The organism is Vreelandella sp. L-25, assembly GCF_056857535.1.
Window position 1 is genome coordinate 1 of record NZ_JBSXNH010000013.1, and the last position, 15,488, is coordinate 15,488.

A 15,488-nucleotide genomic window follows, 5' to 3' on the forward strand; every position below is an offset into this window, starting at 1 on the left:
TCACGACGAACACCCTTGCTGTTCAGCTAACGGTTCCCGCTATCAGGGTCCGTAGGGGACTTTCACCCCCAAGTCATCCGGCCAACCACCACGGCGGACCGGATAGCGCCTAATTGGCGCTGCGCGCCATGCCTGGCGCACTACGAAAAACCCCGCCGTAGCGGGGTTTGCGTGTCGGGCGGCTCGCCTGGTGAGGGGGGAGCGGGCCGGTATCAGGGCGTCTGCTGGTACTGCTGCACGATGCCATCACGCTCGCGGGCCAGGCGCCGCTGGCGGTTCTGGTGGGCGTGGCGCTCAATCTGCACGTAGGTGAACAGGCACACGCCGGCCATGAACAGGGCGAAGGCGGTGACGAGCCAGCCGAATGGCGTCATGGGGCGTCTCCTCTATCGGTCGGCAATTGACCCTATTCTAGCACCCATGGCGTGCCAGAGGCTCAACGAGAAAGCCCCTCCGAAGAGGGGCTGTTGAAGATGCCCAAACGGGCATTGAAGGATCAAATACCTCCTTGGTGTCGTGAATCGCACGGCCGGTCTTGCGCGGTGCGATAGTGATGAACTTACGCCAGGTGCCACCCTGGCCATTCTCATCCGGCGTCCGCGGTGCCACCCGCGGTACCGGTCGTCGTCGATGTTGCCGTCTTGCTTGCTGCGAGGGAGGAGTGCCCCTCCCACACTCGCTGGCATCTTTCGTGTGCCCTGGTCGCCCAGGATCTCGCTGAGGACTTCGGCCATATCGCCGCCCAGCTCAGACACTACTCAACGCCGCTCCCACCCATAGCCTTACCGGTGCCACCCGGATCATTGGCCGTAGGGTTTCCCACGTTAGTCACGTGCTACTGCGTACCTCATCGCCACTGTGCTCCACCACGGTGATCACTAGTGCTAAGCACCTCACCGGCATCGCCGGTTTTCAGGGGCCCAAGATTCCAAAACGGCTCCCTTACTCCACCGTCACTTCATCGCACATGGCCAGCTCCCGAAGAGCATGGCTATGAAGCACTCCGAACAGCACCCTCGAGGGGCGCCGTTACCTGCTTGAGCTATTCGTCGACCCAGGCGGCTTGCGCCTCCTGGTGCCGCCAGGCCACTCCTTTCGGCTACCTGGCTCACTGGGGTTTCCCCCAGCGCTGCGCCCACAGGTTCGGCATGCGTTCGACGGTCACCCGCCGCCCACAGGTGGGGCTCTCACCCACTCTCACGCCGTGACAGGGTCAGGTCCGGTTACCCGGCTGCCCGTGTCCGTGTCGCCCAATCCCGGTGCCCCTGGATTGGGTCGAACAGGCCATTTCAGGCCTGAGCGCCCATTGCCTCGCAGCGAGCGGAATTACCCGCACTGCGCGACGGCGAGTTGGTCGTGGTTGGCACCCACGACCAGCAGCAAACAAGGGGGTGGCAGCCCCTCGTGTGAGGGGCTGGCACACCCCGAGGTTTGGCACTCGCGGAGAGGTAGGGGCGCCACTGACGTTAACGGGCCGCTTCCGGCCGCGGCGCCCTTGGAATCTTTTATATGCGGAGCCACCGCACCGAAAATCTGGTTATTCAGGACCATGGTGTCACCGCACGCCCTATCTCCCCGTAGCCGCTCAACGGGAGGTGACATGGGATCGATGCGTTACAAGGCCGCTGCCATGCAGCGGGTGCAGGACTTGGTGCGGCGGGGGTACCCCCGCTGGGTGTCAGGGGTGGTGCCGCGGGAGAAGATCGCCCGCCTCGAGGCGAAATTTGCGGCGCGCTATGCCACCGCCGCCGACCGGAACGAACGCCGGCGGCGTCGCCGGCATGGTGCCGGCAACGCTTTCCTGGTGGTCTACCTGCCGCCGCGGCAGCGCTATGCGGTGTGGTGGTTGCTGGTCGATGAGGCGCATCCGGCGCAGCACTACGAGGCGCTGCAGGATGCTCGCCAGGTGCGGATCACCATGCCCAATCCGTACTGGTGCCCGGAGGTGTGGCAGGCCGATTATGAGCTGGTCCGCCTCGACAATACCTGGACCTGGCGGCTGGTCGAAGCGCGGCGCGACGAGTGGGCAAAGCGCATCCGCGATGCCGTCAGCCGGAACGATCGCGAGACCCGGAATCGCCTGGTCCGGCAGGCCATCTACAGCATGCGTGGGATGCCGGGATTTCGTGGGGTGCGGGACGATGTGAGGGGCCTGATTCGGGAGCTGAAGAGCGACTGGTCGCGTATCCGGCGCAAGGGCGAAGCGCTGCCGGCGATCCCGAAACGACCGCCCTACGTGCGCCGGATCAAGCATGAATAGGCATCGGTGCAGCATCCTCACCGGTGGCCCTGCCGACGGTTTCGCATGCGAAACAGAATCACGGGTCTCGAGCACCCGTGGGGATGCTGCACGGGTGGCCTACAGGGGACAGATCTTGGGAAACACAACCCACCAGAGAGGCTGTTGGCAGGTGCCCTGGCGGCACGCCACAGGGCCGAGGATTCTGGCCGACGAAACCTGTCCATCGGCCGGTGGAGATGTTGCATAGTGGGTCCCCAAAGGGGGAGGAATACCTTGCTTCCCTGGGCCGATCGATCGCTCCTGGGCGTAGGTGGGAACGCTGCACCGGTTGCTCTGGCGGCGGCCCCTGGGCATAGGTGGGGATGTTGCACCGAAAGGCGTTTAGAGAGGTGACGAGATGAGAGACGACAAAGACACGAGGAGTGAGCTTTTGCCCCTCAACCTGCGCGTTGAGCGCCGCACTCTGGAGTTGATCGACAGGGCCGTGGCCGAGGTGGGAGGTGAGCGGTCACGCTTCATCGTTGACGCTGCGTGCCGTCGTGCCGAAGACATCCTGCTGGATCGGTGCCTGTTCCATGCTGGCGACAAAGCCTTTGAGGCTATGGACAGAGCCCTGGAGCCCTCTGATGAGGGTGGAGAAGCGCTGAGAGCTCTGGTCAGGCGAGGACGTTGCTGGTCGCTGTAGGTGGAGATTCTGGCCGACGAAACCTGCTCATAGGCTGGTAGGGACGCTGCACCGCTGGCCTATAGAGTGGGCGGATGATCCGTGTCGCGCAAGACGGACATGAGCACGATAAGCGCCATAATCTTGACTCTTATCCCGGCTGTTGACTTGCGATAGATGCTGATCGCCGAGTGGTGACCACGGAACAGGTTGGCAACAGGCCACGTCCGTTGGCTACGCCTAACTCTAGCGGGCGTCTCGCAGGACTGTCATTTCCCGTGGCCGAGAGAAGGGTGAGTTGCTGATTCGTGTCTATATCTAACCGATTGATTTTCAGTGACTTTTTTTTGATCCCGTTCTCATTAGGGGTACAATGTGTCCTAAGGACACATTGTACCCCTAATGGCAACGATGTCAAATGAAAAATGCTGAAAATCAACAAAAAGCTTGACAAGGTGCACTCTCCGGGTATATACGTCCTAAGGACGTATATACCCGGAGAGCACAGTGCCGATCTCAATAGAAGATGCGCTATCAAGCTGGCTAATAAATGACTATGGAAAAGGGGCCATTAGTAGGAAAAGGCTCCACGAAGAAATATTCATGCTGTATAAAAAGAGAGAGTACAAAGGAGAGAGAATAAGTAAGATACAGATAAAAACTCCTCGTACAGAGCAATTCCATAGGTACACAGAAAGGCTTGAAATTGCAGGTGTTATAGAAGCAGATGACAAGAAGTCATTCTTCCATAAAGAATCTAAGTTCTACAGGGTGCTTTCAAATAAAAAATCACCAACAGCAAGCTTGTTGTGCGCTGTTTACCCCTATGCATACATATCAGATTTAAGTGCCATGCAATGGTATGGGATGACCAACAGAATTCCAAAAGTTATATATTTGACAGCATGCAGTAAAAAAGAGTGGAGGAACTTAGGAAGGGCTGAGGTTATAGAAAGAACAGGACACCCTGGGGCTGCTGAGGATTTTATTCCCACATACCCTGTTTCTGGAAGACACTTTGGGAAAACTGTATATGTTTCAGTTAAGAGCAATCCAAAAGATCCTCGGGAAGGAGATGAAGGAGTTAGAGTTCAAGATATTGGTGAACTTTTCATAGACATGCTTCGCAATCCAGAAAAGTGCGGAGGCGAGCAGCATGTAATAGATGTTTATTTGGAATACGCCCCATCTTTTAAAAGAAGGATAATAAAATACGTTAATGATTATGGAAGGGCTATTGATAAAGCAAGAGTGGGTTTTATTCTCGGGACAGTGCTTGGTGTCGAATCATCTGATATTGATAGATGGAGGTCTGAGAAGTCAAATCAGAGAGGAGGATCAAGAGTCCTTTTTCCAAAAAGCGAATATGAAGATGTATATAGCCCTGAATGGAATATTTCAATAAACTATAGTGAGCTGCAAAAATATGGAACAAGGGATTTCTGACTGGGTGAATAGGTCCCCAGTAGATCAAGTAGATTTTAGGAAGGCAGTTCATATAATTTTGATGGCAATATCTTTGGATAGCGACCTTTCTAAAAGTATGGTTATGAAAGGTGGGATCCTTTTAGGCATACGATACGGAAGCAGCAGGTATACTACAGATATTGATTTTTCAACTTCTGAAAAGATGATTGAGCTTGATGAAAATGAGCTTAGAGATAAAATTAATATGAGACTTTTTGAGGCAGAGGCAGAGTTGCTTTATGGGATAAAATGCTCTGTTCAAAAACTTAAAAAAATCCCTAAAAGAGCCGATGCCACCTTCCCATCTCTTGACATAACTATAGGTTATGCAAGGAAAAATGATGGATCGATGATGGGTAGGCTTGAAAGGGGGCAGTCGTCACAAGTTGTGCAGATAGATTATAGTTTCAACGAGTTCACGGGGACGACTCAAGAGATAGAGATTGATGGGGATGAGTGCATACAAGCATATGATCTAGTGTCTTTGCTAGCAGAGAAATTCAGGTCGATATTGCAGCAAGTTGTTAGGAATAGAAGTAGACGGCAGGATGTCTATGATATTTATTACTTGATTAATAGGTTTGCAGAGGGGAGTGGCGAGGAAAAAGCTATGGTTCTGGAAATGCTTTTGGAAAAGTCCATAGGGAAAGGGGTCGATGAATTTTTGAATGTGAATGGGATGGATGATAAGCGTGTAATTTCTAGATCATCTGAGAATTTCAATGATATGGAAGATGAGATAGAAGGGGAGCTTCCTAGTTTTGAAGATGCTTACGAAGTAGTTAGAAACTACTACAAAACAATGCCTTGGGAAACTGTTTAAATGCTAGTTAATTTTTCTGAAGACCAGGGTGATAGGAAGTGTAATCTTGACGCCTTCTGCTGTTTTTCTTCTTCGGAAAATAAGTTTTTCTTAATGCTGGCTGATGGTTTTGGTGAATCATCACAAGAGGGCGTTTATAAAACAATCAGAAATTTATCTCATCTAATATCAAGCGAAGAATGCGAAAAAATACACCCCGAACACCTGGAATCTTCTCTTGAGGATCATGTTAAAATTTCTTTTCTTGGTCTTTCCGTGATAAATAATAGTTTTGCGCATGTTGTGTCCTCAGGGGATTGCAGGATTTATGTTAACGGTCAGGTTTTATCTAGCGATGACTCTGTTGCATGGAAGGCTTTAATCAAAAGGAAATCCCATGATGATGCCGCCAAATATGCTGTTGCACACCCCTTGCGTAATCGCTTGACCTCTCATGTTGAAAAGGGGAGGAAGGTTGAGTTTAAGGAAGTCAATTTTAAAGTAAGGCCAGGAGATAGAGTGCTGGTTTGTACTGATGGGGTTTGGTCAATATTCCATGACCATATATCTAACGGAGAGTTTTATCTAGATATGGTTTGCGGAAACATTGTAGATAACGGAATGGCGTTAGAATTGGTTTTTTGAGTGCTCGATATGTTTTATAAAAGGGTCGTTTTCTTTACGCACGCTGACCGCCCCTCCAGGAGACCCTGGAGGGGCGGTTTTTCGTAAAGAAATTGCGTAAAGCTTTCTATGGTTAGAAAACCTACGTTTTTTGATGATGAGGGGCTTTGGTCCGGGGGGCACCGGGGCGATGGTCAGGGCATGATATGAGGGTGCTAATGTTCAGCAAGTTTGTCCTCGCGTAGGCATTGGCACTGCACCTCTGGCCAAGGGACGCATCCCTGATATCCTTGCTTGCCCCTGGTGTCGTCCCGTCACCAGGGGCTTTCTTCGGTTCTTCGTGCTTCGTGGCCGCTAGACTTTGATGACCTTTACGCCGTAGTCGGCTGGGTTGACGATGCCTTCCAGCTTTCCGATCTGCGAGAAATCGCCGCTGCTCAGCTCGCTTCTGATGTTGGTGTCAGGGAAGCGGAGGTTTTTGACCACACAGACCTTGGTCGGCATGCCCTTCCCGTCGATATCCATCACCCAGGCGAGAAAGCCCCCCGAAAACTTGGCCAGGCTACCGATCGGATAGAGGCCGTAGGCCTGGATATACTCCACCAGCACGGCCTTGTCGTAGGCTGCGGCGGCCTCATTGACGAGGCGGTAGGCATCGAGCGGCGTGTGCGGTGGGATGCCGTTGCGGGCGTGCAACAGCCGGTTGATCGCCTTGATCACCGAGACCAGACGGACGCGATCCGATAGCGCATCGCCGCGCTTGCCCGCTGGGTAGCCGGAGCCATCCAGGCGCTCGTTGGCATTCTCGATCACCTCCCGGCAGGTCGGGCTGGGTGTCCAGCCGAGGGTCACCAGCTTATCGAGCAGAGTGGTCACATGGCCCCTGAGAATATCTTTTTGTGCCGGGTTCATGTTGACCTTCAGCGAGGGCAACTGGGGACTGATCAGCAGAGGCTTGCCGAGGGTGTGCAGTAGAGCGCCCAGCACGGCCTCACGGACATGCGGGTCGTGCGGGTCGCGGGCCAGCAGCATGTCGGCCAGCTGGCCGGCCACCTGTACCGCATGGCGAACCCAGTTTGGCTCGTTGTGCAGGAAGGCCAAGGCATAGAGGAAGGCCTTGCGATCCTGTTCAACCAGGTAGCGTAGGGTGTCGACGCAGTCGTAGAAGATCTTCTCGGGGAAGAGGTTACGGGTTTTCATGTACATCAAGCCCACCTGGAGCTGGTGTGCCACGTCCATGACGCCACGCTCCATGGGCGACTGGCGGGTGCGCTTCTCGCGCTCCTGGGCTTCGCGCTGCAGAATCTTCTTCTCCTTGGCGCCTGGGATGAACAGGGGGGAGTGATGGTCCATCTTGTCATTCGCTCCTGTACGGTAAGCGGCTTCGCGCTCCGACTCTGACACGTATCGGAATAGTGCTTCTGTCTGAGCCGTCGACAGATTGATGAACTGAATCCCGACCGCCGCGTAGCCATGCTGGCCGAAGGGGCGGATATGACGGATCTTGCCTTCGGCGAAGAAGCTTTCCCCATTGGGGAATTCCAGCGTGACCCCCGGGATCTCCTGGTTCACGCCGATGGCGATACTGTCTGCCAGTTCGATGTCGGCCATGCAGCCGCCGACTGAGAGGTTGCGGAGTCGACCCGGTACGCTCAGCTCATTCAGATAGACCTCGAGGCTGACACGTGCCTGCATGCCGAGAATGAACGGGATGCGTACGGCTCCCCGGCTCTCATGAACGAACACTGACTCGGGGAGCTGGCACTCCAAGCGATACTGGGTGCTGTCGGTCTTGATCAGCTTGGCGGCGACATTGCTGAGGCTGTAGGTGTCACGCTCGAGGTCCTGGGGACCCTTTATCACTTCGATGTCGAAGCTCACGCCGCCGCTGGTCAGGTAGCGATCGATGTCCTGGCCGGCATACTCGGCTTCGAGCACCAGGCGGCCAGTTCTCAGGTCGATATCTATCACCTCTGCCTTCAGGGGGTAGGGCATGTCCTTGGCGTATATCGATAGCTCATGGGCATGCTGTAGCAGTGACCGGATCACGGCCGCTGAAGGGTTTTCATCCCGGTCGGGGAGAGCCATGTCGGTTACCTGCTAATGCGATAGTTTTTTATTAATTTATATCAATAAACGGGGGTCATTTACCTATAGCGTTACACTATATACAACTTAATTGGCATGGCAACATGCATGGAAAAAGCACCCATCTTTCAAGCATTTGCGGGGTGTAGCGTGCGTAGGAAGGACCTGGCCGGTTAACGGTCCTGGAGGCATTAGCCCCCAGGAGACGGCAAGCCTTCACCATCGGCCTCTACTGAGACCGAGGGATTGGCGGCCTCACGTTTTGGGAGCGGGCAGCTGGTCGGGGAGCGTCATGAGCGCCTTCCACGGCATGGGTCTGGCGAAGAAGTAGCCCTGCAACAGGTCGCATTCGCGACGCACCAGTTCCTCTTGCTGTGTACGTTCCTCGATACCCTCGGCGACCACCACCAGGCCCATGTGGTGGGCCATGGTGATGATGCCCTGGACAATGGCAGCATTGCGGTGACTGGTGAGGATGTCGTGGATGAAGGCACGGTCCAGCTTGATTTTGTGGATCGGGAGGTCACGCAGGTAGCTGAGGCTAGAGAAGCCGGTACCGAAGTCGTCGATGGCTACCGTGATGCTCATCCCGCGCAGGGTGTCGATCATCTCGATGGCCTGTTCGGCGCCGCCCAGCAGGATGCTCTCGGTCATCTCCAGCTCGAGAAGCTCGGGTGGCAGTCCCGTCTCATCGAGAATGGCTTGCACTTCATCGAGGAAGCCGTCGCGGCGGAACTGCAGCGACGAGATGTTGACTGCTACCGGGAACACGCGCTCACCCTTGGCGCGCATGGCGGCGAGGTGCTCGCAGGCCTGTCGCAGCACCCAGCGACCCAGCGGGATGATCAGCCCGGTCTGTTCGGCGATGGGAATGAAGACCCCGGGAGACACCATCCCGTGTATTGGATGATGCCAACGCACCAAGGCCTCGACGCTGCGGATGTGGCCAGTGACGGCATCAACGATGGGCTGGTAGTAGAGCTCGAACTGGTGCTCGTGTAGTGCGGCGTGGAGGTCATGGCGCAGCAGCACGTGCTCGTTGGTGTTCTGCTCCTCCTCTCCCTGATACCACTGCCAGGTGTTGCGTCCCTGTCGTTTCGCCACGCCCAGGGCCAGGTCGGCATGCTGCAGCAGCTCATGGGGCTGCTGGATCACCTCATCACTGCAGGCGACACCGACGCTAGTACTGATGTGCAAAGCGCGACCCTCAATATCGAACGAACGTTCGAAGGTAGTGAGGATGCGCTCGGCGGCGAGGGCCACTTCCTCGCGATTATTGAAGTCCGGCATCAGGAAGGCGAACTCGTCACCGGTGAGGCGGGCCAGGGTGTCGCGGGGGCCGAGTAGCTGTCGAAGACGGTCGGCGATGGCCGCTAGCAACTGGTTGCCGGTAGGGTACCCAAGACCCTCGTTGATGGCCTTGAAACCGTCCAAATCGAGGGACATTACTGCTAGCAAGCGGTGGTTCTGCTGACTCCAGCGGAGGGCGTGCTCGAGACGGTTATCCAGGGCCGTTCGATTGGGCAAAGCGGTGAGCAGGTCGTGAGTCGCCTGGTAGGCAATCAGGTCCTCTTGATTGCGCTCCAGGGTGATGTCTTGTTGGGTGCCTATAAAGTGGGTGCAGTGGCCAGACGTGTCGACGACTGGGCTTATCGCCAGGCGATTCCAGAAGGGTGTGCCGTCCTTGCGGTAATTGAGCAGCGTGACCTGCACCTCGGTACGCGCAGCCAGGGCGTGGCGAATGGTAGCGACGACCGTAGGGTCGGTGTCTGCGCCTTGTAGGAAGCGACAGTTATGGCCTTGCACTTCGTCTGATGCATACCCCGTCAGGTGACAGAAGGCCTCATTGGCATAGACGATCGGCATGTCCGGCTGGCAGGCATCGGCCATGAGGATCCCATTTGGGCTGGCCTCGATGCCTCGCTGCAACAAGCGCAGCTCGGCCTCCTGGCGTTTGCGTTGAGTGATGTCCTGGCAGGTGCCATAGACGCCGACGACCTCACCTTCGACGGTCACCGGGAAGTTGGTCACCTCCAGGTAGTAGGGATGGCCGTCGGCATGGGTACCCTGCGTCTCGTAGTGGCGTGAGGCCCCGGCCCTGGCGGCATCGAAGGCGGCCTGGGTCTGGTCGCGATAGTCGGACGCGATGAATTCGTTGAAGTGGTGGCCGACCAGGTCCTGCTCCGGGTAGCCGGTGATCCGCTCCAGGGCGGCATTACCCCTCAGGAAGCGGCCCTTGAGGTCGAGTTCATAGACCCCCGCGGGGTGGTTCACGAATAGCGAGCGATGCCGCTCGGCCAGCATCTGGTGGTGGCGGTTATTGCGGTGCTTAATGATCGCCAGGGCGACCAAGGTGGCGGCCTGGCGAAGCCGCCGCAGGCTCGTCTCGCTGGGCGAGGAGGGCTGGCGATAGTAGGTGCCAAAGGTCCCCAGTAACTCCCCCTGGGCGGTGATCACCGGGGTTGACCAGCAGGCACGCAGTCCTTCGGTCAATGCCGCACTGCGCAGACACTCCCAGCGTGAGTCTGTCTGAATGTCTTCCGTGATGACCTGGCGACGTAGGTAGGCGGCCGCGCCGAAGGAGGCTGCTGTCGGACCGATGGGAACATCCTGAAGCCGCTCGTAATATGCCTGAGAGAAACGGTGGCAGGGATACAGGCTGAGGGAGCAACGAGTCGGGTCGAAGCGCATGAAGGCCACGATGGCACCGGGCAGCTGAATGCCAATCCAGCGAGCGATAGCGTCCAGAGTTGTCTCGAGGGGGGCCTGCTGGGCGATCAGTTCATGAATGTCCTGCTGCGCCTCCAGCAGGGTGAGGTCGTTGGTCACGCACTTGCCTCCATGGGTCTTCCTCCTTGTAGTTGTTAGGAGACTGATGAATCAGGGGATACTGAACAACTCAATCAAGCTAGGCAAGTGAGCTATCGATAGGCAAGGAATGGCTGTAAATGGTCAGGCTACAAAGCCTCTGGCATAGAGATCGCTCTTGAAGCACCATGTAAAGAAAACCAAGGTTTGTTTTCGTATAGGTCGCCATGGAGAGGAGGACGCATGATCATCGGCTACGCACGGGTCAGCACACAGGACCAGAATCCCCAGTTACAGCGTGACGCGCTTCAAGAAGCCGGCTGCGAGCAAGTCTTCGAGGAACGTATCACCGGTACCAAGCGAGAACGTCCCGAGCTGCAGGCCTGCCTGCGCACCCTACGCGATGGCGACACCCTGGTGGTGTGGAAGCTCGACCGGTTGGCTCGTTCGCTCAAGGATCTGGTGGAGCTGATCCACGAGCTGAACGAGCGTGGCGTGGGCTTTCGGTCGCTGACCGAGGCGATCGACACCACCAGTGCCGGAGGCAAGCTGGTGTTCCATATCTTCGGCGCCCTGGCTGAGTTCGAACACAGCCTGATCCGAGAGCGGACCCTAGCCGGCCTGGCGGCGGCCAGAGCTCGCGGTCGCAAGGGAGGACGCCGTCCGGCCATGTCGGGCGCGGACGTGCGTAAAGCGGCAGCGATGTTGGCCGACCCTGAGATCACCAAGGCCGAGGTGGCCAAGCACTTCGGGGTCAGTCGGGTGACGCTGAATGCGTCCCTGGAGCGCGAAGGGCTGGCCAAGGCTGCGAACCATCCCCAGCTAAAGCAGCTGCTGGCAGAGTGCGATCCTGATGCGCCTGAGGTGGAAGAGCTTCGCGCTTGGCAGGAGGCGCCGGCCGTAGGTCGTGAAGAGGTCTAATTGTGGAGAGCCTCAACAATCAGCTCTACCATGCTGAGCCGGTCTTCCCTCTATGACCCTGTTGCAGCCTAGTCGCTCAAAGAGGCGGATTTTTTTGCGTTAAAGCGTTATTTAATTATTGCGTTATACTGACAAGAGAAACCCACCGGGTGGAGCCCTCCTGTCATGGAGTCGGCCCTACTCGCTGTAACGCATTAACTATTTAACGCAATAACGCAAGGAGGGACGGAAGCCATGGGCTACATCATTGGCGTGGTGAGCCAGAAGGGTGGGGTGGGTAAGTCCACCGTGGCCCGGGCCATCGCCACGACCTACGCTGCCGCCGACTGGAACGTGAAAATCGGCGATCTCGATATCAACCAGTCCACTAGCTTCACTTGGCTGCAGCGCCGACTGAGTCGTGGCATCGAGCCCATAGTAGCTGTCGAGACGTTCGGTACCGTGGGTCAGGCCCTCAGGATCGCCGACGCCTATGACCTCATGGTCCTGGACGGTGCCCCGCATGCGACCCGGGCAACTGCCGAGATTGGGCAGAAGTCACATCTGGTGGTACTGCCTACCGGTTTATCCCTGGACGATCTGGAACCCACCGTTATCCTGGCCAACACCTTGGTCAGCGAACATGGCGTCCCGATGGAGCGCATCGCCATTGCGCTGAGCCGCGTCGGCGACAGTCCCCGCGAGCTCGAGGAGGCCCGCGCCTACCTGGAGGCGACCCCCTATCACGTGCTCGACTCCCAGATACCGGAGAAGACCGCGTTGCGCCGCGCACAGGACGGTGGCCTATCCGTGGTGGAAACCCCTTATAAGGGACCGCGAGCTCAGGCGGACAGGCTAATCCAGGCCATCATCGACCGCTTGGAATCTATAACGAATTAACGCAATAACGCAAGGAGCCGACGGTATGGCCGCACCCAGCAAGAAGCCCGGCAGCAAAGGGCTTCCCCCGGAACCGACGAAGACCACTCATGTGGTGGGCAACCACACCAGCAAGCCGGAGCCAGGCACTACCGTGCCTTGTAATTTTCGGGTGAGCCCCGAGTTCCGCCGCCGCCTGAAGGCCTTCGCTGTGGCACACGACATGAGTATGGTTGAGGTATTCGAAACGGCAGTGAATGAATATATGGAAAGAAAAGGCGGTGCGTAGGTGTGGGGACGCAGGAGAGCCTGCTGCTGAATCAGGCCTCCACTACATGATTACGCTTCTTCTTGAGGAGTCGCAGCGCTGCATCTTCATAGCTCTCACCAGGACGCGCCTGTTGCTCGATGAGATGGCGGGGGATGCCGAACAACACGCCTTGGTTGCCCTGATCTGGGGATGCTGTGCGTTTTGGCTTACGCCGCGTGTCAGTGACACCTGACACCTTATTGTCGGCTTTTTCTCCGAAAAAGAAGACAAAATGGCTGACACGTCGCCCAGTCTTTCGCTGATGCCACTCTACCCAGAATGGACTGTGTTCGTTGATCTGCTCTACGGCTGGCTGGACTACCCACCGCTTAAAATCTTTTATGGCAGGGTACTTATCGCTTAATTGAAATGCTTTTCGGAGCCACTCTATGGTGACGACACGTTCGCCTGAGTCTCGCCATTGGCATAGTAATTCGTAGAGTCGAATGGCGTGAGCACTGGTCATTTTCGCTACATCGCCTAACGCATATCGAGTGAACTGTTCTGTTAGCTGAGTTAAGTAGGGCAGCATGTCTTTAGTGAAGCGTAGTTCTACCTTTCCTTCAGCTTTTCGGTAACGAATCGATTGCACCCAGCCGGTGACTAGCGTTTCTTTATGAGTTCCTTCCCCATTTGGTCGCTCAGTAATCCAGACCTCACGACGTTTTAGACGAAGTGCGGCTTTAGCTAGTTCGTCATAGACTGCATGAGATGCACTGCCGGTCAGCGCTATGATGTCGTTAGCGCTAACGCTGTACAGAACCTCATCGGTAATTGGCTGATCCCTTCGCACCTGTGAGATACAGACCAGCATGATGCGCTGTTCTGCTGGGGTGAGCCGGTATGAGGCTTCGATGAGGGCGTTGCTCTTGTAGACTGGTAAGCTTCCTTGCTGTTGTGGCACGACTCGCTCCCGTTTAGGTGAGAATATTATTCCCTCCCTTTATGCCCCAACTTCCTCCCCCTAGCAACCCCAAACCCCTCCCCTCACAACCCCAAACCCCTCCCCCGTAAAGGCTAATTAACTTTATTTTTCAGTGAGTTACAGTCGCCTAAAAGGGAAAAGGAAAAGGAAACAGAAAAGACGCGCAGATGCGCGTCCACCTACCCTCCGTTCGCTTCGCTCCCTTCGCCCCCGCTTCGCGGGCCTAAGAGGGTGCGCCCAAGGCGCAACGATTGGGCTGCTTCGAGGCGCTTCGCGCCTGCGCTGCCCAGCGAGCAGACCTGGCCGCTAAAGAATCCAGCCACGGTGGTCGCCACCCCATTGCACTGCTGGAACATTGGGCGCTTCGCGCCCCTTGTTTAGCAATACGCGGGGGGATCTCCCATCAGTATTAGATGATACGACTGTGCCGTTTTAGGAGGAGGAAATTGGGGTCAACATCCACTTGGAATGATGTGAAGGAAAAGTACATATTAATCAACGTATTACGCGGTTAAGTGGACAGGGGTAATTACCCCTAGGTCCACTAGAGAACGTGAAGCATACACCTAAGGGTCATCACTAGAGCTTGACCTACTCCCCCATCGACAGCTGGTCCTCCTCCCGGTCGTTACGTTGGCGATCCTCAAGGGCCTCCATACGGGCCGCTAAGGCCTCACCCTGTACCTCGGCCTTGGTTCGACCCTTTTCGGCCTCCTGAGCGCGTTTCTGGGCGTCCTGGAGCTGTTTTTCCAGGGCGGCGAGGCGTTCCCGGTACTCGTCGCGTTGTTCGGCCAGGGCCTGGCGGTGCCCCTGGGCGTCCTGTTGGCGAGCCTGCCGTTCCTCTTGGAGTGCCTTGGCACGCTCCTCGGCCTGCTGTTGGGTGGCCTCGACCCGGGTCTGGGCCACCGCCAGGGCGCGTTCGGCCTCGATGCGGGCTTGATCGGTCTGCTTGGCCTCGCGTTGTGCCGCGATGCGCGCCTCCCGCTCCTCGTCACGCTGCTCCTCGAGGGTGGTCACCCGGTTGCGGGCCTCAGCCAGCTGCTGGCGGGCGTCGTCGCGCTGGGTCTCCAGCTCCCGCACCCGCTCGCGGAACTCGGCCAGGGCGCTGCGCGCCTCGTCGCGTTCGCCGGTGACGCGATCGCGCTCGCTCTCCAGGGCCTCCACTCGGCCGCTCAGCTCCTCGACCTGCTCCTCCAGCTGCTCGCCGGTGGCGGCCAGCTCGTCGGCGGTGTGCTGGGCCTCCAGGGCGTTCTCCTCGGCCTCGGCGCGGGCCGCAGCGGCCTGGCGTTCCAGCTCCTCGGCCAGGGCGGCGGTCAACTCGTCCGGCAAGCGGGCCGCACGGCGCTCGGCCGGCGCCTGGGTGGCTCGCCACGCCTTGAGGTGGCGGTGGATGGTGTTGGGCGACCCCGTGCCCAGCTGCTCGCGGATGCGCTGGATGCTGGGCTTCTCGCCTTGCCCGACCAGGGCGTCGGCGACGGTGGCGACCTGCTCGTAGGTGATCCCGGTGCGTGCCATATCATATCCCTCTCGTCTGTATCGTATATCGTATTTCATATTATATGTTATACGGTACAAAATACAATACAAAATACGTACATTATATGAAATATCCCGGCGGAAGGGCGTGTCGCCGGTGGCCAGGATCGAGTAGGAGGGGGAGTCGCCTCCCCCGTCCTCTCACACCACCGGGCAAACGGATCCGTACCACGGCGGTTCCTGTCCCCCATTATCGGGCTGAGCTTCGTTCCGCTGAATTCGCTCGCCTGTGTGCTCTGAGCG

At 57.2% G+C, this 15,488-nt stretch carries 13 protein-coding genes; 8 read left to right on the top strand and 5 right to left on the bottom strand.

Annotated features, from left to right (window positions below):
* Positions 1-212: 212 nt before the first annotated feature.
* A complete protein-coding gene (locus AC13CN_RS00430; protein WP_483052936.1) occupies positions 213-374 on the bottom strand; it encodes a hypothetical protein in 162 nt (53 codons plus the stop codon).
* A gap of 1,226 nt (positions 375-1,600) precedes the next feature.
* On the opposite strand from AC13CN_RS00430, the gene AC13CN_RS00435 reads away from it, so the two are divergent.
* The 5 genes from AC13CN_RS00435 (at position 1,601) to AC13CN_RS00455 (ending at position 5,820) form a co-directional block, all read left to right on the top strand.
* A complete protein-coding gene (locus AC13CN_RS00435) occupies positions 1,601-2,260 on the top strand; it encodes a hypothetical protein (protein WP_483052937.1) in 660 nt (219 codons plus the stop codon).
* 379 nt (positions 2,261-2,639) lie between these two features.
* On the top strand, positions 2,640-2,927 hold the full coding sequence (locus tag AC13CN_RS00440; protein WP_483052938.1) for a type II toxin-antitoxin system TacA family antitoxin: 288 nt from the start codon (positions 2,640-2,642) through the stop codon (positions 2,925-2,927).
* 486 nt (positions 2,928-3,413) lie between these two features.
* The gene (locus AC13CN_RS00445; protein WP_483052939.1) at positions 3,414-4,352 is read left to right on the top strand and encodes a hypothetical protein; all 939 of its coding nucleotides are present in this window, start codon (positions 3,414-3,416) and stop codon (positions 4,350-4,352) included.
* Positions 4,333-5,196 (top strand): nucleotidyl transferase AbiEii/AbiGii toxin family protein, encoded by an 864-nt coding sequence (locus AC13CN_RS00450; RefSeq protein ID WP_483052940.1) that lies wholly within the window; start codon positions 4,333-4,335, stop codon positions 5,194-5,196. The genes AC13CN_RS00445 and AC13CN_RS00450 overlap by 20 nt, the downstream gene beginning before the upstream one ends.
* On the top strand, positions 5,197-5,820 hold the full coding sequence (locus AC13CN_RS00455; RefSeq protein WP_483052941.1) for a PP2C family protein-serine/threonine phosphatase: 624 nt from the start codon (positions 5,197-5,199) through the stop codon (positions 5,818-5,820).
* 333 nt (positions 5,821-6,153) lie between these two features.
* Here AC13CN_RS00455 and AC13CN_RS00460 read toward each other — a convergent pair whose 3' ends face one another.
* A complete protein-coding gene (locus AC13CN_RS00460) occupies positions 6,154-7,887 on the bottom strand; it encodes a PilZ domain-containing protein (RefSeq protein WP_483052942.1) in 1,734 nt (577 codons plus the stop codon).
* 255 nt (positions 7,888-8,142) lie between these two features.
* Positions 8,143-10,716 (bottom strand): bifunctional diguanylate cyclase/phosphodiesterase, encoded by a 2,574-nt coding sequence (locus tag AC13CN_RS00465; protein ID WP_483052943.1) that lies wholly within the window; start codon positions 10,714-10,716, stop codon positions 8,143-8,145.
* Between the two features lie 222 nt (positions 10,717-10,938).
* On the opposite strand from AC13CN_RS00465, the gene AC13CN_RS00470 reads away from it, so the two are divergent.
* From AC13CN_RS00470 to AC13CN_RS00480, 3 genes are all read left to right on the top strand, one after another.
* On the top strand, positions 10,939-11,616 hold the full coding sequence (locus AC13CN_RS00470; protein WP_253026893.1) for a recombinase family protein: 678 nt from the start codon (positions 10,939-10,941) through the stop codon (positions 11,614-11,616).
* Positions 11,617-11,850: 234 nt separating this feature from the next.
* Positions 11,851-12,495 (top strand): ParA family protein, encoded by a 645-nt coding sequence (locus tag AC13CN_RS00475; protein ID WP_253026873.1) that lies wholly within the window; start codon positions 11,851-11,853, stop codon positions 12,493-12,495.
* A 25-nt stretch (positions 12,496-12,520) separates the two neighbouring features.
* Complete coding sequence (locus tag AC13CN_RS00480) at positions 12,521-12,763, top strand: ribbon-helix-helix domain-containing protein (RefSeq protein ID WP_253026875.1); 243 nt, start codon at positions 12,521-12,523, stop codon at positions 12,761-12,763.
* Positions 12,764-12,794: 31 nt separating this feature from the next.
* On the opposite strand, the gene AC13CN_RS00485 is transcribed toward AC13CN_RS00480, so the two are convergent.
* Entirely contained in the window at positions 12,795-13,688 is an 894-nt protein-coding gene (locus AC13CN_RS00485; RefSeq protein ID WP_253026877.1) for a replication initiation protein, read from the bottom strand.
* A 612-nt stretch (positions 13,689-14,300) separates the two neighbouring features.
* Complete coding sequence (locus AC13CN_RS00490) at positions 14,301-15,224, bottom strand: DNA-binding protein (protein ID WP_253026879.1); 924 nt, start codon at positions 15,222-15,224, stop codon at positions 14,301-14,303.
* Positions 15,225-15,488: the final 264 nt, after the last annotated feature.

Excerpts from the sequence above, each read along its gene's own strand:
- AC13CN_RS00450 (WP_483052940.1), top strand. The coding sequence starts at position 4,333 with ATGGAACAAGGGATTTCTGACTGGGTGAATAGGTCCCCAGTAGATCAA.
- AC13CN_RS00455 (WP_483052941.1), top strand. The coding sequence starts at position 5,197 with ATGCTAGTTAATTTTTCTGAAGACCAGGGTGATAGGAAGTGTAATCTT.
- AC13CN_RS00440 (WP_483052938.1), top strand. The coding sequence starts at position 2,640 with ATGAGAGACGACAAAGACACGAGGAGTGAGCTTTTGCCCCTCAACCTG.
- AC13CN_RS00480 (WP_253026875.1), top strand. The coding sequence starts at position 12,521 with ATGGCCGCACCCAGCAAGAAGCCCGGCAGCAAAGGGCTTCCCCCGGAA.
- AC13CN_RS00490 (WP_253026879.1), bottom strand. The coding sequence starts at position 15,224 with ATGGCACGCACCGGGATCACCTACGAGCAGGTCGCCACCGTCGCCGAC.
- AC13CN_RS00475 (WP_253026873.1), top strand. The coding sequence starts at position 11,851 with ATGGGCTACATCATTGGCGTGGTGAGCCAGAAGGGTGGGGTGGGTAAG.
- AC13CN_RS00460 (WP_483052942.1), bottom strand. The coding sequence starts at position 7,887 with ATGGCTCTCCCCGACCGGGATGAAAACCCTTCAGCGGCCGTGATCCGG.
- AC13CN_RS00430 (WP_483052936.1), bottom strand. The coding sequence starts at position 374 with ATGACGCCATTCGGCTGGCTCGTCACCGCCTTCGCCCTGTTCATGGCC.
- AC13CN_RS00435 (WP_483052937.1), top strand. The coding sequence starts at position 1,601 with ATGGGATCGATGCGTTACAAGGCCGCTGCCATGCAGCGGGTGCAGGAC.
- AC13CN_RS00470 (WP_253026893.1), top strand. The coding sequence starts at position 10,939 with ATGATCATCGGCTACGCACGGGTCAGCACACAGGACCAGAATCCCCAG.